The following is a 26,987-nucleotide window of genomic DNA, read 5'->3' as shown; positions in this document are numbered from 1 at the left end:
TGAAGGGAGCGAGTGGTATGTTCGATCATACAACCGTGTTATTAAGAGAAACAGTTGATGGGTTGAACATCGATCCTGATGGTGTGTATGTGGACTGTACGTTAGGTGGGGCAGGACACAGTGAGTATTTAGTACAACAATTATCTGAAAAAGGTCGATTAATTTGCTTTGATCAAGATATGACAGCTATTAACAATGCAAAAATTCGATTGGCGCCATATATTGAACGTGTGACATTTGTTCATTCGAATTTCCGCTATTTAAAAGAAGAGCTATTGGCGATTGGTGTTGAGCAAGTTGATGGTGTTTTATATGATTTAGGCGTATCTTCGCCACAGCTTGATACACCAGAACGAGGCTTTAGTTATCACCATGATGCACCTTTAGATATGCGCATGGATCAAACGGCATCCCTTACAGCATTTCATGTCGTAAATGAATGGGCATATGAAGATTTAGTACGTATATTTTTCCGTTATGGGGAAGAGAAATTTTCAAAACAAGTTGCTCGTAAAATCGAAGAGGCACGTAAGGTAGCACCGATTGAAACAACTGCCCAACTTGTAGAACTTATTAAAGAGGGTATTCCAGCAGCGGCTCGCCGTAAAGGTGGACATCCAGCGAAGCGCATATTCCAGGCAATACGAATTGCTGTTAACGATGAGCTAGGCGCAGCAGAGGATTCATTAGTCGATGCGATTGATATGATAAACGTAGGTGGACGCATTAGTGTCATTACGTTCCATTCATTGGAGGACCGCCTATGCAAGACTATTTTTAAGGAAGCGTCATCATTACCGGAATTACCACCGAATTTACCAGTAATTCCTGATGACATGAAGCCAACTTTAAAGCTTATCACGAGAAAGCCGATCGTTCCTTCTGATGAGGAACTAGCTGTAAACAATCGCGCTCGCTCAGCAAAGCTTAGAGTGGTAGAGAAAATTAACGACAAAGGGAGTGAGTAAATGGCAGCAGTTCGTGTAAGGCAGCACCAGCAACAGCAAGTGCAACAACCAATAACACCCCCTAGCCCACAACCCACTATCAAACGTCGTAAAAAATCGAACCAGAAGTTTGAAAAAACAATGCTAATTGCTTTAGTTAGCATTATCGCTGTAATGTCAGTACTAGTGTTAAATAAGCAAGCAGCCATTCAGACAACCAGCATGGACATTCAAAAAATCGAAACTGAAGCAGAAGAGATTACTAAACAGAATGTTGACTTGACAGTTCGTGTAAGTGAACTGTCTACATACGATAACATATTGAACAAAGCTAAAGAACTCGGTTTAACTCAAAATGAGAAAAATGTAAAGGTAGTGCCGGGAGAATGAAAAAAAAGAGATTTCGATTCCAATGGGGAGCCTTTCTATTATTTATTTTTTATGGAGGGCTCTTTTTTCTATTGTTCACGAGAATGGTGACGTTACAAGCGACAGGTGAAGTGGAAGGTCAAGAGCTTGCGGCAAAGGCAGCTGCAAAATATAGCAAAGAAAGTGTAATAACAGCAAATCGGGGGAAAATTTTTGATGCAAATGGACAAGTTATTGCGGAGGATACACTTAGTTATCGACTAATCGCAATTGTCAATAAAGAGGCCACGACGAATTCAAAAAAACCTCGACATGTAGTAGATCCAGAAAAAACAGCAAAAATATTAGCGGAATATATCCCTATGGACGAAAAAAAAATCTATCAACAGCTTACTAGAGTAAAAGATGATGGCGAAAAGCCTTATCAAGTTGAATTTGGCGGTGCGGGACGTGGATTAAGTCATGAAATGATGAGTAAAATCAAAGAAGAGAATTTACCAGGGATTTTATTTGTAAACGATTTAAAACGTTATTATCCAAATGGTATCTTTGCCTCACACTTAATTGGTTTCGCACTAAAAGAGGAAAATAAGGATGGTACGCTTACAACAAAAGGGAAAATGGGTCTTGAGCTTACTTACAATAAAGAACTAACTGGAAAAGACGGTAAGGTAGAATATGAGACAGATGCTTTCAGTTATTTATTACCGAATAGTGAAAAAATGGTGACACCTGCCAAAAATGGTGACGACATTTATTTAACGCTTGATAAAACAATTCAAAGCATTTTAGAGGAAAAGATGACAGAGGTTGCAAAGGAATACAACCCTGAATCGATGACAGCTATTATTGCGGATCCAAAAACCGGCAAAATCTTAGCGATGTCACAGCGGCCAACGTTTAATCCTGATACACGTGAAGGCGATAATATGAAGTGGCTGAACGAGGCTATTGAAGAGACTATAGAACCAGGTTCGACGATGAAAACATTCACGCTCGCTTCTGCGATTGATACAGGGGTTTGGGATCCAAATAAATGGTATCCGTCAGGTCAATACAGAGTCCATGATCGTGTAATTAAAGATTATAATAGAGTTGGTTGGGGGTATATTACTTATTTACAAGGTTTCCAACGTTCATCCAATACTGCGATGGCACACTTATTAAAGCTTATTGGTGAGGATGTATTTTTTGACTATTTAGATCGATTTGGTTTTGGTAAAAAAACAGGTATTGATTTACCGAATGAAGCATCAGGAAAACTTTTATCGAATTATCCAGTGGAACGAGTGACAACAACATTCGGTCAAGGTTCTACGGTAACGCCGATTCAATTAATTCAAGCATTGACAGCGATTGCGAATGACGGGAAAATGATGCAACCGTATGTGATCGATCGTATTGTTGACCCTTCAACAGGAAAAACGATTAAAAAGCATGAGCCGATTGTAAAGGGAAAACCAGTTTCAGCAGACACAGCGAAACAAGTAAAAGAAACCCTTGCATCTACGTTAACAGCTAAGGATGGTTCGGCGAGTGACTTTATTCTTGATGAATATGAAGTTGCAGGGAAAACAGGTACTGCCCAAATTCCTTTAGGAAATGGTAGGTATTCATGGGGATCAAATGAATTTCTATACTCTTTCTTAGGGATGGCTCCAGTAGATGACCCTCAGCTCATTATGTATGTCTCCATAAAAAGGCCAAAGTTAAATGGTGAAGCTGGTTCTATACCAGTTTCTAAAGTATTTAACCCTGTTATGTTAAATAGTTTAAAGTATTTAAATATTAACCCGGAAGATGTAAAGCAAGTTGACGATACAAAAATACAAGATTACACAGGTCAAAGTGCTGAAGCTATACAAGTAGAGCTTCAGAATGATGGTCTACAGCCAATTATTGTTGGTGGTGGCGGTAAAGTTATTGACCAATATCCTAAAGGTCCACAAAAACTTGTGAAAGGTAATTTTGTGTTTTTAAAGACAGCAGGCGATGTAGTACTTCCAGACTTCACTAACTGGTCGTTGCGTAATGTACTTGCATTTAAGGCATTGGCAGAGTTAGAACTTGAAGTCGTTGGGGAGGGCTTTGTAGCTAGTCAGAGCGTCTCGGCAGGTACTGTAGTCTCAGATCGTTCACCGATTGTCGTGAAGCTGAAAACGCCAGCTGAAAGCTTTATCAAAGATGTAGAAGCCCCAACTGAGGGTGAAACTGAATAAAGACTGAATAGAAGCCCACTTTATTTCATACGTTGTAAAAAACAAGGTGTGATGTCGAATGAAGTGGATTTCTATCCATTCCAAAAAGCGTTTGCGTGTTTTATATGTATTGTTTATGTTTGTGGCCGCTGCGATTATTATTAGGCTGTTCTTCTTGCAAGTATTAGATCAAAAAGAACTGACAAAGAAAGCCGAAGAGAATTGGGACCGAGAAATTCCTTTTGCCAATGAGCGAGGGCATATTACTGACCGTAAGGGGAAAAATATTGTCACAAATAAGCTTGCACCAACTTTATATTTCATGCCTTCTCAAAGTAAGGATATTGAAGGTGCAGCGGCCAAAATTGCACAAGTTTTAGGTGTAGATGAACAAAAGCTTTTGGAAAAAATGAAGAAGAAAGTGTACTTAGTAAAGCTGGCACCAGAAGGAAAAAATATTCCTTATGAAAAAGCAGTGGAGTTACAAGGTATGCAGATTGAGGGATTATATAGTGGTGTCGATTATTCAAGGGATTATCCATATGGTACCCTACTATCTCGTTTTTTAGGTTTCACAGGCTATGATGCACAAGGTTTAGCGGGAATTGAATATGAATACGATAAGCTTTTACAGGCTAATTCTTCGGCTATACGAATCTTTACAGACGCGAAAGGGAATAATTTACCGAATGTAAAGAGTGCCTGGAAGGCTGGTGAAGATGGCGCGACGATCGAGCTAACGATAGATGTAGATGTACAACAGGTCGTTGAACGTGAATTATCACAGGCGATGAAGCGTTATGATGCTGACCAAGCAATGGCCATTGCCATGAATCCAAACAATGGAGAAATTTTAGCATTAGCCTCATACCCTACTTTCAATCCAGCAGAATATCAAACGGTAGAGCAAACAATCTACAATAGAAATTTACCGGTTTGGATGACATATGAGCCCGGGTCAACGTTCAAAATTATAACCCTTAGTGCTGCTTTAGAAGAAAACGTAGTGGATTTAGAGAAGGATACTTTTTATGATCCAGGCTATTCAATGGTTGCAGGAGCAAGATTGCGTTGTTGGAAGCGTGAAGGTCATGGATCTGAAACCTTCCTTGAAGTGGTAGAAAATTCTTGTAACCCTGGCTTTATTGAATTAGGTCAGCGAATAGGTAATGAAAAACTACTACAGTATGTTAAAGATTTTGGTTTTGGTACAAAAACAGGTTCTAACATTGCTGGTGAGGCTTCAGGGATTTTATTTTCCAAGGAAGCTTTTGGACCTGTTGAGCAGGCCACAACTTCATTTGGCCAAGGGGTTGCCGTTACACCAATTCAACAAGTGCAAGCAGTAGGCGCAGCAATAAATGGGGGCAAGCTGTATACCCCATATGTTGTGAAGAAGGTTTTTAACCCCAATACCGGGGACGTTATAAAAGAGACTAAACCAGAAGTTAAAAAACAAGTTATTCGTGAGGAGACGTCTGCAAAGGTTCGAGGTGCATTAGAATCTGTTGTCGCAAAGGGCTCAGGACGTCAAGCTTACCGAGATGGATTACGAATCGGTGGTAAAACAGGTACGGCACAAAAAGTAGAGAATGGCCGTTATAAAGACGGTGAATATATCGTATCGTTTATTGGCTTCGCACCTGCGGATAATCCGCAAATTGTCGTTTATGTAGCAGTAGATAACCCGAAAAAGGGAACACAGTTTGGCGGTGTGATAGCAGCTCCAATCGTTGGTCAAATTATTGAAGATATTGCACCTTTTGTTGGCATTGAAAAATCGAAGGAACAGCTTGAAAAGGATTATCGATGGGGTGACCCAATCACTGTGAAGGTACCAAGTTTTATTGGTCAAACGAAGGACGATATTGCCAAGCAACATTATCCATTCCGCATTGTATGGCATGGGGAAGGGACCAAAATTGGCAATCAACTGCCTGAAGTGGATAGTGTTATCAAACAAGATGGCACCATTCATCTTTATTTAGAAAACTAATTAACTTTACCTTTAAAAAATGGGAAAGAACCACTATTATTATGAAGGGTAGTAATAAATACATGAAAGTTTGTGCTTTTTTCTTCAAGAAGAAAGTGAAACAAGATTTAAAGGAGATTTTTCAATGAAACTCGCAACAACGCTTACCATTTTAGCTCTTGCTTTTATAGTAACAGTTATCCTGGCACCAATTAGTATTCCACTTCTTCGCCGATTAAAGTTCGGTCAAAGTATTCGTGAGGAGGGGCCAAAATCCCATATGAAGAAAGCTGGTACTCCAACAATGGGGGGCATTATTTACTTAATTGCCATTATCCTCACTACTGTTGGAGTAGGAAGCTATTTAGATTTATTTACAACATATACCGTCGTACTGCTACTAGTATTAGTAGGGTTTGGGTTAATCGGCTTGTTAGATGATAGCTTAAAGGTTGTTTTTAAACGTAATTTAGGATTAACATCTCTTCAAAAGCTTATTGGTCAAATTGCCATTGCAGTCTTGGCTTATTTCTTACTACATGGATCGTTTGATACATCAATTGCAATACCATTTACAGATTGGACGATTGATCTTGGTATTTTCTATGTAGCCTTTTTAATTTTCTGGTTAGTAGGCTTCTCAAATGCTGTGAATTTAACAGATGGTTTAGATGGGCTTGTAGCAGGTACTGCATCCATTGCCTTTGCAGCATTTGGTGTTATTGCTCTATTCCAAGAACAAGCTGATATCGCCTTATTTACATTCGCAGTAACAGGTGCATTATTAGGGTTTTTACTTTTTAATGCGAATCCTGCAAAAGTATTTATGGGAGATACAGGTTCTCTAGCATTAGGTGGAGCTTTAGCTATGATCTCTGTATTAGTAAAAGCAGAACTCTTACTGTTATTAATTGGATTGGTGTTTGTTATTGAAACATTATCCGTTATTTTACAGGTAGGCAGCTTTAAACTTCGTAAAAAACGTATTTTTAAAATGAGTCCTATTCATCATCATTTTGAATTATCAGGTTGGTCAGAATGGAAGGTAGTACTTGTCTTTTGGTCAACGGCTTTAGCAGTAGCATTGATTGGAGTTTTATCGGAGGCGTTCTTATGAGAAATTTTACAGATTTACAACATAAAAAAGTCCTTGTTTTAGGTCTAGCTAAAAGTGGTGTGGCTGCAGCTGAGATTTTACATGAGCTTGGCGCCTTTGTGACGGTTAATGATTCCAAACCATTTGACGAAAGTCCAGATGCGCAAGGTCTATTGCAAAAGGGGATTACAGTTATTTGTGGGCGTCATCCAGAAGATTTACTAGATGAAGGCTTTGAAATAGTTGTGAAAAATCCAGGGATTCCTTATAGCAATAAAATAGTAGCAGATGCAATAAGCCGTGAAATACCTGTTTGGACAGAAATTGAGCTTGCTTATTTAATTAGTGAAGCGCCATTTGTCGGTATTACAGGATCAAACGGTAAAACAACTACGACAACGTTAATTTTCGACATGCTGAATAACGGAAGTTTAAAACCGTTAATTGCAGGGAATATAGGAACAGTTGCATGTGGTGTTGCAAGAGAAGCACAAAAGGATAATGTAATTGTTACAGAGTTATCATCCTTCCAATTAATGGGGATTAAAACGTTTAAGCCGAAGATTGCTATATTAACAAATCTTTATGATGCACATCTTGATTATCACGGGACATTTGATGACTATGCTGATGCAAAATTTGGTGTTACACGTAATCAAGATGAAAGCGATTATTTTATTTATAATGCTGATCAGCCTGTTGTTGTTGGCTATGCAACAAAATCAAAAGCTCAAAAAGTACCATTTAGTTCTAAGGGTCGCACGGATGAAGGAATTAGTGCGGATGACACAACAATATATTGGCAAGGTGAGCCGTATTTAGATCGAGCGAATATCGCTTTGCCTGGTAAGCATAACTTAGAAAACATTTTAGCAGCTGTCGCAGCTTGTATTTTAATTGGCTGTGACAAAGCTAAAATGGAAGAAGTGCTAGCGAAGTTTGGTGGCGTTCGTCACCGTACTCAATTTGTGCGTGAATGGAACGGGCGCAAAATTTACAACGACTCCAAAGCAACAAATTGCTTAGCTACAAAAAGTGCTTTAGATGCATTCCAAGCACCTGTTATTTTACTTGCAGGTGGATTAGATCGAGGACATTCGTTTGAAGAATTACGTCCATGTATGAGCCATGTAAAAGGTGTTGTTGCCTTTGGAGAAACAGGACTACGTTTTGTAGAATTTGCAAAATCATGTGGTGTACAGCAAACTGTCATTGCCCAAAATATTGAGGATGCAGTACACTATGCTGCGCCGATGTCAGCAGAAGGCGATGTTATTTTACTATCTCCGGCTTGCGCAAGCTGGGATCAATATGACAGCTTTGAAATAAGAGGCGATGTTTTTATTGATGCTGTAATGAAGCTGTAACGAGCCTGTAACTATTTTAGAATATACTTGACTTGGAAGGATGGCATTACTGAGAGGAAAAGAAAGCTATTTATTGCTCGTCACAACATTGATGCTTTCAATAATCGGCATTATTTTCGTCTATTCTGCAGGTACCTATTGGAGTGCCGTTCATTATAGTGGAAAAATGCCGTTTTATATGAAGCAAAGTCTATACTTTGCCGTAGCTATTGTAGTGTTTTTAATCACTGTTCGATTAAATATTTTGAAAGAGCAGTCCTTTTGGAAAATGGCCTATATATTTTCGTTAGTTTTACTAGTCCTTGTACTTATACCGGGAATTGGACTTGTACGAAATGGCTCTCAAAGCTGGATTGGCGTAGGTCCCCTAACAATTCAGCCAGCTGAATTGGCTAAAATTACCGTCATTGTATACATGAGCCATATTTTAGCGCAGCATAAAACGGGTACGTCGATTGTTAATTGGCGGCATGGATTGATCTTATTATTGCCCGTTGTACTTATTATGCTACAGCCCGATTTTGGTTCAGTTTTTATTCTCGTTGTTTCTGTGTTTTTATTGTTTTTTGTGGCAGGGTATCCTTTAAAGCTTTATGCAATGTTTATGATTGCTGGAATTGCTGGATTAGTAGGCTTGATTGTCACAGCGCCATACCGACTAAAGCGAATTGAGGCATTTATTGATCCGTGGTTAGATCCTTTAGGAAGTGGATTTCAGGCTGTGCAGTCGTTAATGGCTATAGGTCCGGCTGGGATTTTTGGGCATGGCTTTGGACAAAGTAGGCAAAAATTTTTATATTTACCCGAACCACAAAATGACTTTATTTACGCAATAATCCTTGAAGAGGTCGGATTGTTTGGTGGACTTGTTATTTTAGCACTGTTCGTACTGACGATTTATGCAGGCTATAAATTTGCAGTGCAGGCTAAAACAAGAACATCTTATTACGCGATCATCGGACTTGTAACAATGTTAGCCGTACAAGCATTTCTAAATATAGCAGTAGTGATTGGTTTAGTGCCTGTAACAGGTGTCACATTACCTTTTATCAGCTATGGAGGAACATCTTTAGTAACAATGTGGCTAATAATAGGTATTATTTATCAATTAGCGAAATAAATATAAAGGAGGAGTACTTTTTGGAGAAAGTAATTGACATAGAAGATCGCATACCTACGCTAAAAAAGCGACGAAAAAAGCGTACAAATCGGAAATTTATAGTGCTAATATTACTTTTCTTTATCGTGTTAGCAGTACTCCTTTATTTTCAATCTCCTTACAGTAAAATTAACAAAATTACAGTCAATGGCGCTCGATTAGTAGAAGAACAATATTATTTGAAGTCAAGTACTCTTGCAACTGGGAAGTCAATGTGGGGATTTAAAGAAGAAGAGGTAGAGAAATTATTACTAAAGGATAAATGGGTGAAAGAAGCACATGTTAAACGTAATTGGCCTCAAGGCGTGGCAATAGAAATTAAAGAATGGAAAAAGGTTGCGTACTTAGCTGGTGACGGTACTTATTATCCATTACTTGAAAATGGCAAGCGCTTTGATCAAGCTGGAGATGAAATCCCGATTGATGCACCTGTATTTATCGGCATATCTGGCGAAAAGACAATTAAGAAACTTGTAAAGCAGTTAGCACAATTAAATCCAGAAGTATTAACTCTCATTTCTCAAGTCAATACTAATAGCAATAACTCAAACCCTAATGCAGTCAAGCTCTATATGAACGATGGCTATGAAGTTCGAGCTGTTATTCAAACATTAGCAGAAAAGCTAAATCATTACCCTTCACTTGTGGCACAAATTTCAAATTTGGAGAAGGGAGTTATCGATTTAGAGGTAGGCTCGTATTATCGTCCTTTCAATAATGAGTACAACCAAGCAGCTATTGATATAGATACCGATGCGGCCGACCAGGAAGTGGAAAAAGATGAACAAGAAAAAGAATAGCAAAGAAAATTTCTTTTCAAGAAAACAATTTCAGTTGCTTATTGTTTGTGTAACTATGGGGTTTATCATTGGCTATTCCTACAACCAGGCAAAAGATAATCGAGATGCAGGTTCGACCAATCCAAAGCTTTTGGAGCAAGAGGATTCATATCGTGAGGAGTTAATTGCACAGCAAGAGCGCAATAAAGAATTATCAGAAGAAGCGAATGCTTTGCAGGAAAAAATTCGTAAGTATGAAAAATCATTCGTCGCTGGCAAAAAGGATTATAAAAAACTTGTTGAAGAAGCAGAGGATTTACGTTTGTTGTTAGGCGATTTAAATTCAGAAGGAAAAGGGATACGTATAACTCTTCAAGATGGTGATTACGATCCAAAATCTGCTAATCCTAATGATTATATCGTGCATGAAAGCCATATTTTTAAATTGCTCAATGAGCTTAAAATTTCTGGCGCTCAAGCAATTGCTATTAATGGTCAACGTGTTTTGGCGAATTCTTATATACGCTGTAATGGACCAGTCATTACGATTGATGGCAAGCAACATCCAGCTCCATTCGTCATCGAGGCTGTAGGAGATTCAGCAACATTCAAAGCTTCCTTAAACTTAAAAGGTGGCGTTGTGGATCAATTATTAAATGACAATATTGTTGTATCATTTGAAGAAGAGCAAAAGCTAACGATGCCAAAAGCAAAAGTAGAAAGTTAAACGATTTTTCTAATTTAAGATCTAAGGCGTAAATCTGTAAGGGGTTACGATACGTCTAGGAGGGGCTATTTTGAAAAAAAATATGTATACCCGAATAACGATCGTGCTATTTATTATCGGTTTGATGATAGCGGTACAATACAATACCATAAAGCAACCAGCTGAGCGAGATACACGAGATATTTGGGCCATAAGAGAGGAATTAGCAGAAGAAAAGCAAAGGCATTCCACATTATTAGCAGAAATTCGTTCACTTAATGAAGTAGTGGGTCGCTATGAGCAATCTGAGAAAGCAAATTTACAGTCGGCATTATATCAAACGCTGAATCGTTTAAAGCAACAGGCCGGGTTAACGGAAGTGACAGGGCCCGGAGTTGCACTTCGTGTAGAACCAGCGCCCGAATTAGTAGAAATGGGGTATGAAATCAAAGAAATTTCGCCTGATTTACTAACCCAATTACTAAATGCTCTGTTTAAAAACAATGCAGCGAGTGTCTCGATAGATGGAAATCGAGTTGTCCAGACAACAGCCATTCGAGACATAAATGGAAAGACGACAGTGAACAGTGTACCACTGTCAGCACCACCCTTTGAAATTTTTGTTGGGACAAGCTCATTTAAGGAAGCACAAAAAATGTACAATTCATTACAGGCTTCCACATTTATTGATTCCTTTTATATGGACAACTTTAACTTAATAATAGAGGAACCAACAGAGCATTTAATAATCCCAGCATTTGATCAGCCATTGACAAATGATTATTTAACAGAGGTGAAAAAAGGAGAATAATATATGTGGCTACCATTTCTAGGTTTGATATTTGGACTTGCCCTTGGCTTGTTAACAAATATGCAAATACCCTCTATTTATGAAAATTATCTGTCAATAGCTGTTTTAGCAGCCTTAGATACATTATTTGGCGGTATTCGTGCTCAATTACAGCAAGTATATGACGATAAAGTATTTGTATCTGGATTCTTTTTTAATATAATTCTGGCAGCGGGATTAGCCTTTTTAGGTGTGTATTTAGGAATAGATTTGTATTTAGCGGCCATTTTCGCTTTCGGAGTACGTTTGTTCCAGAATATAGCAATAATTAGGCGTATTTTACTAACTAAGATAGATGAGAAACGTCACAAAAGGAACAAAAATTCCATAGAATGAGAGAAAAGTTGAGCTAAATGCTCGATTTGCTTAGACATTATGCCGAATTTACAATAGAATGAGAATAAGAGCATTTTTTCGAGGAGGTGCAGCGAATTGAATCAGCAAGATTTATATATTTCTCTTGATATAGGATCTTCCTCTATCAAGGTATTAATAGGTGAAATGAGCGACGGTCAGTTACATGTAATTGGGGTCGGAAATGTAAAATCGAATGGAGTTCGAAAAGGTGCGATTGTTGATATTGATGCAACAGTTCAATCAATTCGAAAAGCAATAGATCAAGCTGAACGAATGACAGGATATCAAATTAATGAAGTCGTTTTAGGTGTTCCAGCTAACCAGACGATGTTACAGCTGGTTAAAGGTGTAGTCGCTGTAAATAGTGAAAATAGAGAAATTACAGATGATGATTTAGATAGAGTAGTAGAATCTGCACAAGTCATGTCAATACCTCCTGAACGTGAATTAGTGAATATTATTCCAAGACAGTTTATTGTGGATAATTTAGATGAGATTAAAGATCCACGAGGCATGATTGGCATCCGTTTAGAAATGGATGCCACAATGATTACTACTTCAAAAACACTTTTACACAATGTTCTACGTTGTGTAGAACGTGCAGGTCTAAGCATTCGAGAAATATATTTGCAACCATTAGCAGCAGGTTTTTTTGCATTATCGGAGGATGAAAAAAACCAAGGAACCGCGTTTGTTGATCTAGGAGGCGGTTCAACTACTATCGCAGTATTTGAAGAGGGATTATTAACACATACAGGTGTCATTCCAATTGGTGGCGATCATATTACAAAAGATATTTCAATCGTCTTAAAAACACCAACAGAACAGGCAGAGCAAATTAAACATCAATTTGGACATGCCTATTATGATGATGCATCTGATGAAGAACTCTTCGAAGTACCGGTTGTAGGGACAGATTCAACAGATCAGTACAGCCAGCGCTATATTTCAGAAATAATTGGCGCTCGTTTGGAAGAATTATTTGAATTAGTCATTGACGAGTTAGCCCGTCTAGGTGTTAGAGATTTACCAGGTGGTGTTGTTTTGACTGGAGGCGTTGCAAAGCTTGACGGTATTGCTCAACTGGCACGTCAGATTCTGCAAACTCGTGTTAGAATATATACACCTGACTATATTGGCGTTAGAGAGCCTTCATTTACGACGGCAGTTGGACTTATTCGTTACGCCTATTTAGAAGATGATTTTTATGGAAAAAGTGCTAATACGCAACCTATTGAATATGCAGTTGTAGGATCTCCTGCAGCCACACCTAAAAAGCAAGAATATGCTACACCTTCAGAACCAAAAGGAAGCGTAATCGGAAGAGCAAAAAAATTATTTGATAAGTTTTTTGATTAACTTCTTTCAGCTGAAGTCTCCCACCTCTATAGGTGGTGAAATGAATGCGGATTTAAGCTACTTTTAGCAGATGTCCAAACACCTGCTGAAAGAAGTTAATGCCTCCGGCGGATGTCACGGAATCGGAAATGAGTTCTTAGGGGATGTTAGCCTAAGATCATCGCATCCATGCGATAACGGCTAACTGACCTGCATCGGTAAAAACGCCACGTCCTGTGGCATTACCGAAATGACCGACATCGTGTCGGCCCTCGTGCAGGCCTAAGCACAAAGCCGATCCCGGACGCAATTATACCGAGGCATAATTGATCTTGAATGCGTAATGAATGATACAGAGTCGAGTTACCGTGGGAGGAAAAAGAAATGTTAGAATTTGATACAAGTGTTGATCAACTTGCAGTAATAAAAGTCATTGGTGTTGGTGGCGGCGGTAACAACGCTGTCAATCGAATGATAGAACATGGTGTACAAGGTGTTGACTTTATCGCAGTAAACACAGATGCACAGGCCTTAAATTTATCGAAGGCAGAAATTAAGCTACAAATTGGTACAAAACTTACACGTGGATTAGGTGCAGGTGCTAATCCTGAAGTAGGGAAAAAAGCTGCAGAAGAGAGCCGTGAACAATTAGAGGAAGTTCTTCGTGGTGCAGATATGGTATTCGTTACAGCTGGAATGGGCGGAGGAACTGGTACTGGTGCCGCGCCAGTAATCGCACAAATTGCTCGCGATCTAGGAGCCCTTACAGTTGGTGTTGTAACTCGTCCATTTACGTTTGAAGGTCGCAAACGACAAACACAAGCTATCGGTGGTATCGGTGGCATGAAAGAGTCTGTTGATACTTTAATCGTTATTCCGAACGACAAGTTATTACAAATTGTCGATAAATCTACACCAATGCTAGAAGCATTCCGTGAAGCAGATAATGTTTTACGACAAGGTGTACAAGGTATTTCAGATTTAATTGCAACGCCAGGTCTTATTAACTTAGACTTTGCAGACGTAAAAACAATTATGTCTAACAAAGGTTCAGCGTTAATGGGTATTGGTATTGCTACAGGTGAAAACCGTGCTGCAGAAGCGGCTAAAAAAGCAATTTCAAGTCCATTACTTGAATCATCAATTGATGGCGCTAAAGGTGTCCTTATGAACATTACTGGTGGATCAAATCTTAGCCTATTTGAAGTACAAGAGGCTGCAGATATTGTAGCATCAGCATCAGATGAAGAAGTAAATATGATTTTCGGTTCTGTTATTAACGAAAATCTAAAAGATGAAATTATTGTGACAGTAATTGCAACTGGCTTCTCTGAGGAAGCTTTACAGCAACAGCGTAATGCTCCACGACCGACGTTAAATGCAAATAGACAAGCTACGCAACAACAGCAAGCTCCGATCCGTGAGCAACGTCAAGAAGTGCATGTGCAGCAAGAACTACCACGTCAAAACCAACAAAATTATGTACAGGATGACACGCTTGAAGTACCGGCATTTTTACGCAATCGTAAAAATCGCGGATAAGTCAGCATCCAAACTTTAAAAAGCTCGTATTTTACATTATGTGAAATACGAGCTTTTTTGTGTTGTTGAAAACTATTATGTTATGAATGTTGTTGCCTCTTTATCTGTTCCAGGCTACTCGTTTTCCTCAGTGGCGAGCATCGAGCCGTTTCCTTCATTGTGTTGTCACTGTCACTCCGTTAAGAGTACACTTTCACACAAAAACAAAGTGCCCAGTCGGAACGGAAATCAACCTCTCGTTTTGCAAAAAAACATATACTTCATTTAATATGACAGCATTATTTCATAGATATTTCCAGTGACTTAAAAATTAATTATGTTCAAATGTGTAAGGAAAGGATGTATTTTGTCAAAACATTTTTATGAAATGATGCGATTGTTTGACAATATTTGTGGGTGTAACATGCTAACTTTGTAAGTAGGAGGCGGCTGTTATGTATGGAGAATGGCTGGTGCTCATTAATACACTTTTTAATCTAGCGATACTTACGTTTACAGCGAGAGTAACAGGGGTTTTTGTAAAGAACACGAGATTATTAATGAGTTCTATATGTAGTAGTTTTGTAGCTGTAATAGGTGGTCAAATGCTGTTAATGACAATACTGAGCTTTATCTTACTAATCGGCATAGCTTTTCGCTTTAAGATTCGAAGCTTTCAGAAGCAAGGACCGATTGTTTTAACAGCAACAATCATTATTGGTGGATTATTAACAGCGTTACAACCGTATTTAAAAAATCTTTCTGCTGTCCATTTTATAATTATTTGCCTACTATTAGCAGTTGGTAACCTTGCTGCTTTTTATAAGCAATGGGGATTTGTAAAGCTTGAGCGGTTAAGTGGTCAGTTTGTGTTTGATACGAATTTAAAAATTTTTGATATCACGATACCACTTTCTGCATTTGTAGATACAGGGAATCAAGCAATTGAGCCACTATCAGGAAAACCTGTTCACTTTGTCTCTTATGCAGCATTACGCTCACATTTACCTGTAGCATTCTGCAAATCATTGATAGAATGGCAAGAAACTGATCCGTATAATGTATCCATGTTTTCAGAAGATTATCAGCGTTATATTCGATTTATTCATGTCAATACAGTGCAACAGCAGTCGGTTGTACTAGGTTTCCGCTTTGATGAGTGGCATATAAAAGGGGAGCACTCACAAGTGAAAACGAATGAATATATCGTATTAACAAAAAAGGCTAAAAATTTTCCGCACAGCACAGCAGCAATTTTACATTTTTCAGCGCTTTCAAATAACTCATAGAGGGGGAGAACTATTGCTTCTTAGGCTACTTGCTAGCTTGAAAAAATTTTGGAGTAAGTTTCGGAGTCGTGAAACGTACTATATAGGGGGAAATGATTCATTGCCAGTGCCATTAAGTCGAGAAGAAGAAGTTACAGTCATTGCATCCTTTATGAATGGTGATTTAAGAGCTAGAGATACACTAATTGAACGTAATTTGCGTCTTGTTGTTTATATTGCTAGACGTTTTGATAATACGGGAACACCGATTGAGGATTTAATAAGTATTGGCTCGATCGGTTTAATTAAGGCGATTGAAACGTTCAATACTGATAAAAATATTAAGCTTGCCACATACGCATCACGTTGTATTGAAAATGAAATTTTGATGCATTTACGTAAAACAAGTCGCATGAAGGGTGAAGTTTCATTAGATGAACCATTAAACTCAGATGCTGATGGAAATGAATTGTTATTGTCTGATATTTTAGGAACGGAAGAGCATATTATTTTAGACAATGTAGAGAAGAAAATTGAGCGTCAACATATGTTTCATGCGATTAATTTACTAGGCGCGCGTGAAAGATATATTATGGAATGTCGTTTCGGCCTTAATGGAAAAATTGAAATGACTCAAAAAGAAGTTGCTGATCATTTAGGTATTTCACAATCATATATTTCCCGATTAGAGAAGAAAATTATTCAAGATCTACGTGAAAATTTGAATCAACCAATTTCTTAGAGAGGGAAATTTACCCTACCTAAAATTGGTCGTAGCTTTTGTGCATATTCTCGTTTCTCTCGGACAAACTGATGTAACGGTTTAGTCAGAGAATAACATCCGGAGGAATCGAATATATGCGAACTAAAGTAGATCTTTGCGGCTTAGATACATCGACTTTGCCAATTTTAAAGCACGAGGAAATGAAGGAACTATTTATTCGTTTACAAGCTGGAGAAACTGAGATTAGGGAAGAGCTTGTAATGTGCAATTTAAGGTTAGTGCTCAGTATTGTCGGTAGATTTGCCTATAGGGGTGAACAGGCAGATGATTTATTTCAAGTAGGCTGTATTGGCCTCATGAAAGCCATTGATCATTTTGATTTGAAGCATAATGTACGATTTTCAACATATGCTGTGCCAATGATCATAGGTGAAATTCGTCGCCATCTGCGTGATCATCATGCATTGCGTGTTTCTCGCTCTCTAAGAGATATTGCATATAAGGCAATGCAGGCAAAAGAGCAATGGATAACCGATAATTTACGAGAACCAACGATTGAAGAAATTGCTGATATGATTGACATGAAAAAGGAAGATGTTTTATTTGCTTTAGATGCCATTCAAGATCCAGTTTCCTTACAGGAGCCTATTTATTCAGACGGCGGAGACGCTGTTTATATGATGGATCAATTACGTGATGATGATGTATCAGAAGATCAATGGGTAGCCTACGTGTCGGTAAAGGAAAGTTTACAAAAGTTAGATGATCGTCAACAAATGATTGTTGCAAAGCGTTTTTATTACGGTGAGACACAAACTGAAATTGCAAAAGAATTGGGGATCTCTCAAGCGCAAATTTCACGTCTAGAAAAAAATGCAATTGAAACAATGCAGAAAGATTATAAGTAAAAACACAATGCGCACCCGAGTTCTCGGTGCGCATTTTAATTTATGTCAATGGTATAAATTAAGTAGGGCCCCTCAGCAAGACGAGGGGGCGATTTCCGTTCCGACTGGGTGCTTTGCTGCTGCCGCTACGCTTTCGCGCAGTTAAAAACATTTGCTGCTGCCGCTACGCTTTCGCACAGAGCAGAGCTTCCTAGGGGCATCCGATGAGCCACTTGGGCCAACATGATGTTTTTTGCGCGAAAGCGTAGTGCTAACGTAGCGGCTGCAACACGAGGTTGGACACGAAGGCGTTATCACAGGATGGGATGCTTTTAGCCTCCGCTCCTCTATTGCTAATCCCCAAGGAGTCGCCCAGTCGTAACGAAGATCAACAAATTCATATAGCATGTATCCCCTTCCAATCGCTATAATTTAAGTGATAAAACGTAACTTTAGCAAAAGGGTTTTGTCTATACGAAGGCGAAGTGTTAACTTAAGGTTTGTTGTTATACCGTCCACTATTGAAATTTTACGCCATCGCTGATTGGAGTGGAAGGCTACTCGACTCCAGTGGGAAAGCGAGACAGCGAGACCCTGAGGCCAACATAATGTTGGTCACGAAGGCATTGTCACAGGACGTGACGCATTTAGCCTTCGTTCCTTTAGTGGAGGAAGCGGCTCGACGCTCGCCCACAGGAAAGCGAGTAGCCTGGAACGGAAATCGCCCCTTCGTTTTGCCAAAGCGAGATTACTTGATCATTTCATTTTCATTTAACCAACAATAAACACATAAATATAAAGAGAAAACATAGTTTGTTGAGATAAAAACGATGTTGAGAGTAATTGATTTAGGAGGGATAAAATGCGTTTCTCGATGTTACAGCAAAAAGAAGTAATTGAAGCAGGGAACGGACGCTTTTTAGGATTTGTGGTAGATGCAGAGGTATCCAAAGAAACAGGCTATGTAACGGCTTTTATGATTGCAGAGCCCCGAAAATATTTAGGGCTTTTTCGCGGGGAAGAATCGGTTAGGAAAGTGTATATGAAAGATGTACTTGTAGTTGGAAAGGATGTCATTTTAGTGAAAGCAATATCCTAAAAGACAAAATTATTATGTATATTAAAAATCTAAGCATTTTAAAGCGTTGCCAGGGTAAAATGTACTTTCACATAGGTCAGGCTATTCATTGATAATTCAAGCATTGCTTGTTACAATATAAGAAACTATTGTTGTAAAGTTGGGAAAAACATTGACAAAAATCTTAACAAATTTGAAGAAAATTAATGATCTTATACAAGCAGCAAAAAAACGTGCAAATCGTGAAGCAGAGAAAGTTCAAATTATTGCAGTGACAAAAGAAGTTTCTGTAGAAAGAACACAAGAAGCAATTGATGCAGGCCTTATTCATTTAGGAGAGAACCGTCCAGAAGGCTTAAATCGTAAAACTGAAGCGATTCAAGCTGATGTACATTGGCATTATATCGGTTCTTTACAAACACGTAAGGTCAAACAGGTCATTAACAGTATCGATTATTTACATTCACTAGATCGTTTAAGTTTAGCGCAAGAAATTGAAAAAAGAGCAGACAAACCTGTTAAATGCTTTGTACAAGTTAATGTATCGGGCGAAGAGTCAAAACATGGTTTATCGATTGAAGAAGTCCTCCCTTTTATTGAATCATTAAAAAGTTTTACGAAAGTTCAAGTTGTTGGTTTAATGACGATGGCACCGAATACTGATGAGGATACAATTATTCACTCTGTTTTTAAGCAATTAAAACAATGTCAACAGCAAATAGCCGAGCAAGGATTCGCACATGCGCCTTGTACCGAGTTATCAATGGGCATGTCTAATGACTTTGAAATTGCGGTAGAAGAAGGGGCTACATTTGTACGAGTTGGAACGGCTCTTGTTGGAAATGAAAGAGGGGAACAGGATGAGCATGAAAAATAAAATTAAAAATTTCTTTTATCTTGAGGAAGAAATAGAAGAAGAAATTACTCAAGCTCCTATTCAACAGCAGCAACCCGTACAACAACAGCAACAAATCCAATCGGTAAAGCCTAAAAAAGTTATGAAGGAGCGTAAGGCACCGGTTCAGGAAATTTTTCCGCAGAGTACAACGCCTACAAACAATATTGTTAGTTTGCAGGCAGCAATGAATTCTAAAGGTGCAAAAGTTGTATTAGTTGAACCTAGAGTTTATGCCGAAGCACAGGACATTGCAGAACATTTAAAAAATAGGCGTGCAACGATCGTCAATTTACAACGAATTGAGCGAGATCAAGGCGTACGAATTATTGATTTTTTAAGTGGCACAGTATATGCACTCGGCGGCGATATTCAAAGAATCGGTAAAGACATTTTCCTATGCACACCTGAAAATGTAGAAGTATCTGGCGAAATTTCGAATTTTATTTTAGACGATAATTAATAGCGAGGATTGTAGTTTATATGACATTTTATTTAATCTTGAAGTATGTGTCTATAGCATTTTATGTATACTCACTAATGCTAGTCGCATATGTGTTAATGTCCTGGGTGCCTGCTGTTCAAAATACATCAGTTGGACGTATTTTAACAAAATTATGTGAACCCTATCTTGGAATTTTCAGAAAATTTATTCCGCCAATCGGCATGATTGATATTTCACCTATCGTAGCAATATTTCTCCTTAACTATATTCAAAAAGGGCTGTTTATTGTTATTTTAAAAATTTACGAAATGTTGATTTAAAAAAAATCCTCACGAACGGTGGGGATTTTTTATTTATGGGGAATACTACATTTAACAAAAAAGGTTGCTTTATTGTCATTATTCCTAGAATGCCTAAGTAGGAGTATAGATTAGTGTTCTGTCATTACTAAAGCAAATCTAACTGAATTTAAGGAACAATATTAAAATTAAAAAGTATTGTTGGTATGAAATGCATCCCTAATATAATTACATATATTTTTACTTATTCACTAAAAGTTGAGGTGGCATTAGTTTAAACGTAATGTTGATTTGAGTGATGGGGTCCGCTACATCTATTATTAAAATAACAATTTTTTTGTGGATATTTTGCAGAATATACCCATTTTACTGATTGTAGCGTAGGGCTACTCGACTCCCACGGGAAAGCGAGTAGCCCGTAGCGGAAATCAGAGCCCCCTAATTAATTTGTATGTTCAAAAAAGGATAACCAATATTTTTTGATATAAAACCAAAAAATACCGATAAAATTGTGCTAGTAAATGAGAGATAATAAAGGTGGAGTAAACATGGAGCATTTAATACAGCATTTTAGAAAAGATGAACAGCCTTTTATTGAACAGGTTGTGAGCTGGCAGCATGAAGTAGAGGACCGATACGCTCCAAAGCTTACTGATTTTCTAGATCCTCGTCAACGTTTTATTGTTACATCGATTATTGGACAATATGACACATTGAAAACAGCTAATGCTGGGCTTCTTGATAATGCAGAAAGACAACGCATGCTGATTTATCCTACCTATTATGAGCCTTTGGAAGAAGATTTTCAGCTTACCGTATTTACGATTCAATACCCTGTGAAATTTGTCCAACTACGACATCCGGATGTTCTTGGAGCTTTATTATCTTTAGGGCTGAATCGGGGCAAATTCGGTGATATTCGTGTGAATGAACATCTAGTACAATTTGTAGTAGCGAATGAGGTAGCGGAATTTGTACGCTTACATTTAACAGGCATCGGCAAAGTAAAGGTACATGTAGAATCGATTAAAGAGACAGAGGCACTGCTACAAAACGAGGAAGAGTGGTTAGAAGAATCTCATACTGTTTCCTCTATGCGTTTAGATGTTATTATTTCAACGGTATTAAAAACTTCTCGCCAGAAGGCACAAGCATTAATTACAGGTAAAAAGGTACGTGTCAATTGGACTGAACGGGATACAGTTGCGTTTGAATTACAAGAAGGAGACATTTTATCTGTACGTGGAAGTGGTCGAATAAAAATTATGATGACGGAAGGACGTACAAAAAAAGATAAAATTCGATTACAAATCGGTCGATTGGCCCAAAAAAGCTGAAAATCAAGTAAATTTCATTAATTTTTACTGCTAAGTTGTTGGAACAATTGTATAATAGAAAGTATGAATGTACATGTAAAGGAGAGAAGGATCGTATGCCGTTATCACCTATTGATATACATAATAAGGAGTTTACTAAATCCTTCAGAGGTTACGCTGAAGATGAAGTAAATGAATTTTTAGATCAAATTATTAAAGACTATGAGATTTTGTTACGGGAAAAGAAGGAAGTAGACAGACAACTGGAGATTTCCTTAGAACAAGCGAGACATTTTAATTCTTTAGAGGAAACGTTACAAAAGTCAATTGTTGTTGCGCAAGAGGCAGCTGACGAAGTACGAAGAAATTCTCAAAAAGAAGCTAAACTGATTGTAAAAGAAGCAGAAAAAAATGCTGATCGAATTATCAATGAGGCTTTAACAAAGGCTCGTAAAGTGACAATTGAAATTGATGAGCTGAAAAAGCAATCAAAAGTATTCCGTAATCGTTTTAAAATGCTTGTAGAGGCACAGCTTGATTTACTAAATGCAGATGACTGGGATCATTTGCTACAATATGATATTGACCTTACTGAAATTCAAGCATCTGTCGAAGAAGCACAAGAAGCCGATCAAGTTTAATCTATCTAATTGTAGACATTGGGAAGCAATAAGTGAAACTTGACGTGATTGTATGATTTTCATATACTATGGTAATAGTAATTATTTTGAACACATATGCAAACAGGCAAAGACGAAGACAGTATTTGTTAGGCGTAGTTAAGCGATTTGGGGATAGTGTGAGCCCAAACAAGCAAATAACAATGAACATCACTTCGGAGCTAAATAACTGAATGTAGTAAGTTATTTCGTAGTGCACGACGTTAATGTGCTTTAAGTGGTAGTACAATTTTGTGCTACAATTAGGGTGGTACCGCGAGTATAAGCTTCTCGTCCCTTTCAGGGATTGAGAGGCTTTTTTATGTTCAAATGACGGTTGGCTTCATCTCTATTAGTATGAAATGGCTAAATCCTATGTTTGAACTTATACATCCATTGTTAAAACGTGTTGATTTTGCCGATAACTAGAACTTGAGGGTATTTCCCGAAATGGTTCTATGTAGCGCCCAGCCGGAACGGAAATCAACACGTTATAATGATAAGCCTAATAACTGTCGTCAGTGTATGAGCGCCTATGAGCATTTGTTTGTTGTTTGTAAACATAAAGGAGGAATTGAAAAATGGTTGAGTACAAAGATACTTTATTAATGCCAAAAACAGATTTCCCAATGCGTGGAAACTTACCGGCAAATGAACCGAAGATGCAAGAAAAATGGGACGAAATGGACATTAATAAATTGCAGATGGAGCGTACAGAAGGACTTCCTGAATATGTGTTACACGATGGACCTCCATATGCAAATGGTGATATCCATATCGGTCACGCTTTAAATAAAGTGCTGAAAGATATGATTACGCGTCATCGCTCTATGAATGGTTACCATGTAAACTATATTCCAGGTTGGGATACTCATGGTTTACCAATTGAGCAAGCACTTACGAACAAAGGTGTAAAGCGTAAAGAAATGTCTGTTGCTGAATTCCGTAAATTATGTGAAGAGTATGCTTACGAGCAAATTGACAACCAACGTACACAATTCCGACGTTTAGGTGTTCGTGGTGATTGGGAAAATCCATATATTACATTAAAGCCTGAATTTGAAGCACGTCAAATCGAAGTATTCGGTAAGATGGCTGAAAAGGGCTATATTTATAAAGGTTTAAAACCAGTTTACTGGTCTCCATCATCTGAATCTGCACTGGCAGAAGCAGAGATTGAATATCAAGATGTTAAATCGCCTTCTATTTATGTAAGCTTTGCGCTTAAAGATGCTAAAGGTGTAGTTCCAGCAGATGCTAAAATGATCATTTGGACAACAACACCTTGGACAATTCCAGCGAACTTAGGGATTTCTGTAAACCCTGAATTTATTTATGTTGTTGTGGCAGTTGCAGATAAAAAATTCATCATTGCAAAAGAATTATTAGAAAAAGTTGCTAATGAACTTGAATGGGAAGCATATGAAGTTGTGCAAGAAGTTAAAGGTGAAGCGTTAGACCGAGTTGTTGCACAGCATCCATTCTATGACCGTGAATCTCTTGTAATGGTTGGAGAGCACGTAACTGCTGAAGCGGGTACTGGCTGTGTTCATACAGCACCAGGACACGGTGAAGATGACTATCATATTAGTAAACAATATGGTCTACCAATTCTTAGCCCAGTTGATAATAGCGGCTGCTATACAGATGAAGCACCTGGTTTTGAAGGTGTATTCTATAATGATGCCAACAAATTAATCACTGAAAAATTAAAAGAAGTAGGTGCTTTAGAAAAGCTTAACTTCTTTACACACTCATATCCACATGACTGGCGTACGAAAAAACCAGTTATTTACCGTGCAACACCACAATGGTTTGCGTCGGTTGATGCATTCCGTGATGAGTTACTAGGGGCTGTAAAATCAACAACATTTACACCTGCTTGGGGTGAAACTCGACTTTATAATATGATCCGTGACCGTGGAGACTGGGTAATTTCACGTCAGCGTGCATGGGGCGTGCCAATTCCAATTTTCTATGCTGAAAATGGAGAGCCAATTATTACACCAGAAACAATTGCTCATATCTCAGCTTTATTCCGTGAACATGGGTCAAATATTTGGTTCCAAAAAACAGCTAAAGAATTATTACCTGAAGGCTTCACACACTCTGGTAGCCCGAACGGTGAATTTACAAAAGAAAACGATATTATGGACGTTTGGTTTGACTCGGGTTCTTCTCACCAAGGTGTGCTAGTAGAGCGTGGTATGAAGTATCCAGCTGATTTATATTTAGAAGGTTCTGACCAACACCGTGGATGGTTTAACTCATCATTAATTACTTCTGTAGCTATTAATGGCTATGCACCATATAAGGGACTATTAACACATGGTTTCGTTCTAGATGGTGAAGGTCGTAAGATGAGTAAGTCTTTAGGAAATGTCATTATCCCTAAAAAGGTGATGGATCAATACGGAGCAGATATTCTTCGTTTATGGGTTGCATCTGTAGATTATACAGCAGACGTTCGAATCTCAATGGATATGTTGAAGCAAGTTTCTGAGGTTTATCGAAAAATCCGTAACACATTCCGTTTCTTACACGGAAATGTAGCTGATTTTGATGCGACGAAAGATCGTGTAGCATATGCAGACCTTCGTGAAATGGATCAATACGTTTATATGCGCTTACAAGATGTTTTAAAAACTGTTCGTGCTGCATATGATCGCTATGATTTCGCGGCTGTGTATCATGCAGTGAATAACTTTGTTGCTGTAGAATTATCTTCATTCTATTTAGATATTGCAAAAGATGTTGTGTACATCGAAGGTCATGACAACAAAGACCGTCGTGCAATGCAAACGGTTATTTATGACACATTAATGACGTTAGTAAAAGTAATGTCACCTATTATCCCTCATACAAGTGACGAGATGTGGTCTTACTTACATGCTCAAGGTGTTGTAGAAGAGGTATCTGTACAATTAACAGACTTCCCAGAGGTAGATGAGCATGAAAACTTCGAAAGTCTACGTGAGAAATGGGTAAAAATTATTGATGTTCGTGATGATGTTTTAAAAGCATTAGAGGAAGCTCGTAATGCAAAAACAATTGGTAAATCACTTGAAGCGAAAGTGACAGTTTATGCGAATGAAGATGTGGCAGCATTATTAAATGATGCAAGCATTAATTTTGCACAACTTTCAATCGTTTCTGCCTTTGAAGTAGCATCAATAGAAGCTGCGCCAGCAGATGCATTAGCTTTAGAACATGCTTCGATCGTTGTAGAAAAAGCAACAGGTGAAAAATGTGAGCGTTGCTGGTCAATTTCTGAAACAGTCGGTTCAAATGAAGCACATCCAACAGTGTGCGCGCGTTGTGCAGAAGTTGTAGAAACGTATTACGCTTAATTTAAAAATAAGAATCTGCATTCTATGTAATTAATAACGCAAGTCTCCTTGATGATGGGGGGCTTGCGTTTTTTATTTTGTCACCTGAGGTCTAGCAGATTCTTTTTTGTCATGGAGTGATTTCTAAGAAATTTTAAGCACTATTTAAAGAATATTTCTTGTGTATTGCGGTAGTCAGTTGGGGATATACCAACATATTTCTTAAACGTAAGGCTGAAATAATTAGGTGTGTTGAAGCCACAGATGAAGGAGATCTTTTCAATGGTATAATCGTATTTTCGCAAATACGGTAGTGACTTTATGATACGTGTAAAAGCTACATAATCAACAAAATTGCGGCCAATCTCTTTTTTAAACAATCTGCTAAAATGAGTAGCACTAAAATTGCTGTATTTGGCAACGTTACTGATCGCAAGTTGTTCATCATAGTGCTCCTCGATATATTGGATAGCTTTTTGGAGCTGTTCTTGCTTTGTTAAATCCTCATAAAACCGTACATGAATACTATGAACAGGAGGTTTCCTTCGAGCCTTTCGAGCTTGGCTATAGGATTCCTTTACTTGCATGGCGTCCTGAAAAACGCCACCAATCCCCATAAAAAGATGGATGCAATAATCTTTTTTTAACGTTTCAATAACCTTAAGTAAACAAGCTACCCCCTCCGACCAATGCTTAAATGATGTGTATTCATTAGGAATGCGCATAAGCAACAGTAAATAGCGTTCAAAATGTAAAAAAGATATAGGTACTTTATTAGCAAAGTTTTGGTGAAACACATAGGTGATCACACTGCTTGCATCATGAGGGTAAGGTCGATCTTCATTCACATCTATATAACCCTGGATTAAAAACACGATATTTGGGATACAATGCTTCGATAAAAAAGAAGAAGACTGGATTATTTCCTGCTCACTTTCAACCTCTCCACGTATAAGTCGTTTTAAAAAAGCTTCTCGGAATGGCGAAGTATGATCTTGGGAAATTTGCTGTGATAACTCAAGCATTGTAAGAGTACTTGCTTGTTTTGCTTGATAGGACGTATAAAGCTTTTTAACAATGCGTAGAAATTTTGCTTTCTGTAACGGTTTTATGAGAAGTGCAGTCAAGTTTAGTTCAATGACTATACCAGTTGAGTAGGTAAGGTGTTCTGCAACAATAGGGACAATTATACTATTAGGATAATTTCTTTTTAACCGGTTTATCTTTACCCAGTCAAATAAACGGTTAATTTCATAGACAATGATAGCGGAAATCTCTGTTTTGGGTTCTTCGCAATTAATAAAAGTATTGGGCAGGAACTCATCTAGCCAGTAGCTCATTTGTTGTTGTTCATTTGAATTTTCAATGTACCAAACAATATTTAAAATGCTAACATCACCCTTCTATTATAAATAGGGAATAATA

24 protein-coding genes and 1 other annotated feature are annotated in these 26,987 nt (G+C 38.0%); of the genes, 23 read left to right on the top strand and 1 reads right to left on the bottom strand.

Features of this window, described 5'->3' with window-relative positions; genetic code table 11:
* Nucleotides 1-17: 17 nt before the first annotated feature.
* The 23 genes from rsmH to ileS all read left to right on the top strand — a co-directional run bounded on the left by rsmH (nucleotide 18) and on the right by ileS (nucleotide 25,583).
* Nucleotides 18-968, top strand: coding sequence for a 16S rRNA (cytosine(1402)-N(4))-methyltransferase RsmH (gene rsmH / locus ABNX05_RS06105; RefSeq protein WP_349658929.1), 951 nt, complete (start codon nucleotides 18-20; stop codon nucleotides 966-968).
* On the top strand, nucleotides 969-1,337 hold the full coding sequence (ftsL2, locus tag ABNX05_RS06100; RefSeq protein WP_349658928.1) for a cell division protein FtsL: 369 nt from the start codon (nucleotides 969-971) through the stop codon (nucleotides 1,335-1,337).
* Nucleotides 1,334-3,535 (top strand): penicillin-binding protein, encoded by a 2,202-nt coding sequence (locus ABNX05_RS06095; RefSeq protein ID WP_349658927.1) that lies wholly within the window; start codon nucleotides 1,334-1,336, stop codon nucleotides 3,533-3,535. Before ftsL2 ends, ABNX05_RS06095 begins: the two co-directional genes overlap by 4 nt.
* A 58-nt stretch (nucleotides 3,536-3,593) precedes the next feature.
* Complete coding sequence (locus ABNX05_RS06090; RefSeq protein ID WP_349658926.1) at nucleotides 3,594-5,510, top strand: stage V sporulation protein D; 1,917 nt, start codon at nucleotides 3,594-3,596, stop codon at nucleotides 5,508-5,510.
* 124 nt (nucleotides 5,511-5,634) lie between these two features.
* A complete protein-coding gene (mraY, locus tag ABNX05_RS06085; protein WP_197141765.1) occupies nucleotides 5,635-6,606 on the top strand; it encodes a phospho-N-acetylmuramoyl-pentapeptide-transferase in 972 nt (323 codons plus the stop codon).
* Nucleotides 6,603-7,952, top strand: coding sequence for a UDP-N-acetylmuramoyl-L-alanine--D-glutamate ligase (murD, locus tag ABNX05_RS06080; RefSeq protein ID WP_349658925.1), 1,350 nt, complete (start codon nucleotides 6,603-6,605; stop codon nucleotides 7,950-7,952). The genes mraY and murD overlap by 4 nt, the downstream gene beginning before the upstream one ends.
* Before the next feature lie 40 nt (nucleotides 7,953-7,992).
* Nucleotides 7,993-9,072, top strand: coding sequence for an FtsW/RodA/SpoVE family cell cycle protein (locus ABNX05_RS06075; RefSeq protein WP_349658924.1), 1,080 nt, complete (start codon nucleotides 7,993-7,995; stop codon nucleotides 9,070-9,072).
* Between the two features lie 20 nt (nucleotides 9,073-9,092).
* Nucleotides 9,093-9,911 carry a cell division protein FtsQ/DivIB gene (locus tag ABNX05_RS06070; protein ID WP_349658923.1) on the top strand — a complete coding sequence of 273 codons (819 nt, stop codon included), beginning with the start codon at nucleotides 9,093-9,095 and terminating at the stop codon, nucleotides 9,909-9,911.
* Entirely contained in the window at nucleotides 9,892-10,617 is a 726-nt protein-coding gene (locus tag ABNX05_RS06065; protein ID WP_349658922.1) for a DUF881 domain-containing protein, read from the top strand. Before ABNX05_RS06070 ends, ABNX05_RS06065 begins: the two co-directional genes overlap by 20 nt.
* A 70-nt stretch (nucleotides 10,618-10,687) precedes the next feature.
* Complete coding sequence (locus tag ABNX05_RS06060) at nucleotides 10,688-11,407, top strand: DUF881 domain-containing protein (RefSeq protein WP_349658921.1); 720 nt, start codon at nucleotides 10,688-10,690, stop codon at nucleotides 11,405-11,407.
* Nucleotides 11,408-11,410: 3 nt separating this feature from the next.
* Complete coding sequence (locus tag ABNX05_RS06055) at nucleotides 11,411-11,782, top strand: small basic family protein (RefSeq protein WP_079559774.1); 372 nt, start codon at nucleotides 11,411-11,413, stop codon at nucleotides 11,780-11,782.
* Nucleotides 11,783-11,878: 96 nt separating this feature from the next.
* Complete coding sequence (gene ftsA, locus ABNX05_RS06050) at nucleotides 11,879-13,162, top strand: cell division protein FtsA (protein ID WP_349658920.1); 1,284 nt, start codon at nucleotides 11,879-11,881, stop codon at nucleotides 13,160-13,162.
* 363 nt (nucleotides 13,163-13,525) lie between these two features.
* Nucleotides 13,526-14,683: a cell division protein FtsZ gene (gene ftsZ / locus ABNX05_RS06045; RefSeq protein WP_349658919.1), complete on the top strand. Its 1,158-nt coding sequence runs from the start codon at nucleotides 13,526-13,528 to the stop codon at nucleotides 14,681-14,683.
* 434 nt (nucleotides 14,684-15,117) lie between these two features.
* Nucleotides 15,118-15,951, top strand: a complete 834-nt coding sequence (locus ABNX05_RS06040) for a sigma-E processing peptidase SpoIIGA (RefSeq protein ID WP_349658918.1) — start codon at nucleotides 15,118-15,120, stop codon at nucleotides 15,949-15,951.
* A gap of 13 nt (nucleotides 15,952-15,964) precedes the next feature.
* Nucleotides 15,965-16,672, top strand: coding sequence for an RNA polymerase sporulation sigma factor SigE (sigE, locus tag ABNX05_RS06035; protein ID WP_049668349.1), 708 nt, complete (start codon nucleotides 15,965-15,967; stop codon nucleotides 16,670-16,672).
* 116 nt (nucleotides 16,673-16,788) lie between these two features.
* Nucleotides 16,789-17,562 carry an RNA polymerase sporulation sigma factor SigG gene (gene sigG / locus ABNX05_RS06030; protein ID WP_349658917.1) on the top strand — a complete coding sequence of 258 codons (774 nt, stop codon included), beginning with the start codon at nucleotides 16,789-16,791 and terminating at the stop codon, nucleotides 17,560-17,562.
* Nucleotides 17,563-18,403: 841 nt separating this feature from the next.
* Complete coding sequence (locus ABNX05_RS06025; RefSeq protein ID WP_079559778.1) at nucleotides 18,404-18,640, top strand: PRC-barrel domain-containing protein; 237 nt, start codon at nucleotides 18,404-18,406, stop codon at nucleotides 18,638-18,640.
* 172 nt (nucleotides 18,641-18,812) lie between these two features.
* Nucleotides 18,813-19,496 carry a YggS family pyridoxal phosphate-dependent enzyme gene (locus ABNX05_RS06020; RefSeq protein ID WP_432760126.1) on the top strand — a complete coding sequence of 228 codons (684 nt, stop codon included), beginning with the start codon at nucleotides 18,813-18,815 and terminating at the stop codon, nucleotides 19,494-19,496.
* A complete protein-coding gene (locus ABNX05_RS06015) occupies nucleotides 19,480-19,977 on the top strand; it encodes a cell division protein SepF (RefSeq protein WP_349658915.1) in 498 nt (165 codons plus the stop codon). Before ABNX05_RS06020 ends, ABNX05_RS06015 begins: the two co-directional genes overlap by 17 nt.
* Nucleotides 19,978-19,997: 20 nt before the next feature.
* A complete protein-coding gene (locus ABNX05_RS06010; RefSeq protein ID WP_197141782.1) occupies nucleotides 19,998-20,279 on the top strand; it encodes a YggT family protein in 282 nt (93 codons plus the stop codon).
* Nucleotides 20,280-20,806: 527 nt separating this feature from the next.
* On the top strand, nucleotides 20,807-21,595 hold the full coding sequence (locus ABNX05_RS06005; protein ID WP_349658914.1) for a YlmH family RNA-binding protein: 789 nt from the start codon (nucleotides 20,807-20,809) through the stop codon (nucleotides 21,593-21,595).
* A 95-nt stretch (nucleotides 21,596-21,690) separates the two neighbouring features.
* Nucleotides 21,691-22,215, top strand: a complete 525-nt coding sequence (locus tag ABNX05_RS06000; RefSeq protein ID WP_132357526.1) for a DivIVA domain-containing protein — start codon at nucleotides 21,691-21,693, stop codon at nucleotides 22,213-22,215.
* 100 nt (nucleotides 22,216-22,315) lie between these two features.
* Nucleotides 22,316-22,535 (top strand) — a binding site (T-box leader).
* 279 nt (nucleotides 22,536-22,814) lie between these two features.
* A complete protein-coding gene (gene ileS / locus ABNX05_RS05995) occupies nucleotides 22,815-25,583 on the top strand; it encodes an isoleucine--tRNA ligase (protein WP_349658913.1) in 2,769 nt (922 codons plus the stop codon).
* Nucleotides 25,584-25,723: 140 nt separating this feature from the next.
* On the opposite strand, the gene ABNX05_RS05990 is transcribed toward ileS, so the two are convergent.
* Entirely contained in the window at nucleotides 25,724-26,902 is a 1,179-nt protein-coding gene (locus ABNX05_RS05990; RefSeq protein WP_349658912.1) for a helix-turn-helix transcriptional regulator, read from the bottom strand.
* Nucleotides 26,903-26,987 lie beyond the last annotated feature (85 nt).

This window comes from Lysinibacillus zambalensis (assembly GCF_040183165.1).
In the GTDB taxonomy this organism is placed as follows: domain Bacteria; phylum Bacillota; class Bacilli; order Bacillales_A; family Planococcaceae; genus Lysinibacillus; species Lysinibacillus zambalensis.
Note: the sequence above shows the minus strand (reverse complement) of the source record. Positions and strands in the feature narration are given on the sequence as shown.

Coding starts and splice junctions, on each gene's coding strand:
- ABNX05_RS06010 (WP_197141782.1), top strand. CDS start 19,998: ATGACATTTTATTTAATCTTGAAGTATGTGTCTATAGCATTTTATGTA.
- ABNX05_RS06065 (WP_349658922.1), top strand. CDS start 9,892: ATGAACAAGAAAAAGAATAGCAAAGAAAATTTCTTTTCAAGAAAACAA.
- ileS (WP_349658913.1), top strand. CDS start 22,815: ATGGTTGAGTACAAAGATACTTTATTAATGCCAAAAACAGATTTCCCA.
- rsmH (WP_349658929.1), top strand. CDS start 18: ATGTTCGATCATACAACCGTGTTATTAAGAGAAACAGTTGATGGGTTG.
- ABNX05_RS06090 (WP_349658926.1), top strand. CDS start 3,594: ATGAAGTGGATTTCTATCCATTCCAAAAAGCGTTTGCGTGTTTTATAT.
- ABNX05_RS06095 (WP_349658927.1), top strand. CDS start 1,334: ATGAAAAAAAAGAGATTTCGATTCCAATGGGGAGCCTTTCTATTATTT.
- ABNX05_RS06005 (WP_349658914.1), top strand. CDS start 20,807: ATGGAGCATTTAATACAGCATTTTAGAAAAGATGAACAGCCTTTTATT.
- ABNX05_RS06000 (WP_132357526.1), top strand. CDS start 21,691: ATGCCGTTATCACCTATTGATATACATAATAAGGAGTTTACTAAATCC.
- murD (WP_349658925.1), top strand. CDS start 6,603: ATGAGAAATTTTACAGATTTACAACATAAAAAAGTCCTTGTTTTAGGT.
- sigG (WP_349658917.1), top strand. CDS start 16,789: ATGCGAACTAAAGTAGATCTTTGCGGCTTAGATACATCGACTTTGCCA.
- ftsL2 (WP_349658928.1), top strand. CDS start 969: ATGGCAGCAGTTCGTGTAAGGCAGCACCAGCAACAGCAAGTGCAACAA.
- mraY (WP_197141765.1), top strand. CDS start 5,635: ATGAAACTCGCAACAACGCTTACCATTTTAGCTCTTGCTTTTATAGTA.
- ABNX05_RS06025 (WP_079559778.1), top strand. CDS start 18,404: ATGCGTTTCTCGATGTTACAGCAAAAAGAAGTAATTGAAGCAGGGAAC.
- ABNX05_RS06015 (WP_349658915.1), top strand. CDS start 19,480: ATGAGCATGAAAAATAAAATTAAAAATTTCTTTTATCTTGAGGAAGAA.
- ABNX05_RS06075 (WP_349658924.1), top strand. CDS start 7,993: ATGGCATTACTGAGAGGAAAAGAAAGCTATTTATTGCTCGTCACAACA.
- ABNX05_RS06040 (WP_349658918.1), top strand. CDS start 15,118: ATGTATGGAGAATGGCTGGTGCTCATTAATACACTTTTTAATCTAGCG.
- ftsZ (WP_349658919.1), top strand. CDS start 13,526: ATGTTAGAATTTGATACAAGTGTTGATCAACTTGCAGTAATAAAAGTC.
- ABNX05_RS06055 (WP_079559774.1), top strand. CDS start 11,411: ATGTGGCTACCATTTCTAGGTTTGATATTTGGACTTGCCCTTGGCTTG.
- ABNX05_RS05990 (WP_349658912.1), bottom strand. CDS start 26,902: ATGAGCTACTGGCTAGATGAGTTCCTGCCCAATACTTTTATTAATTGC.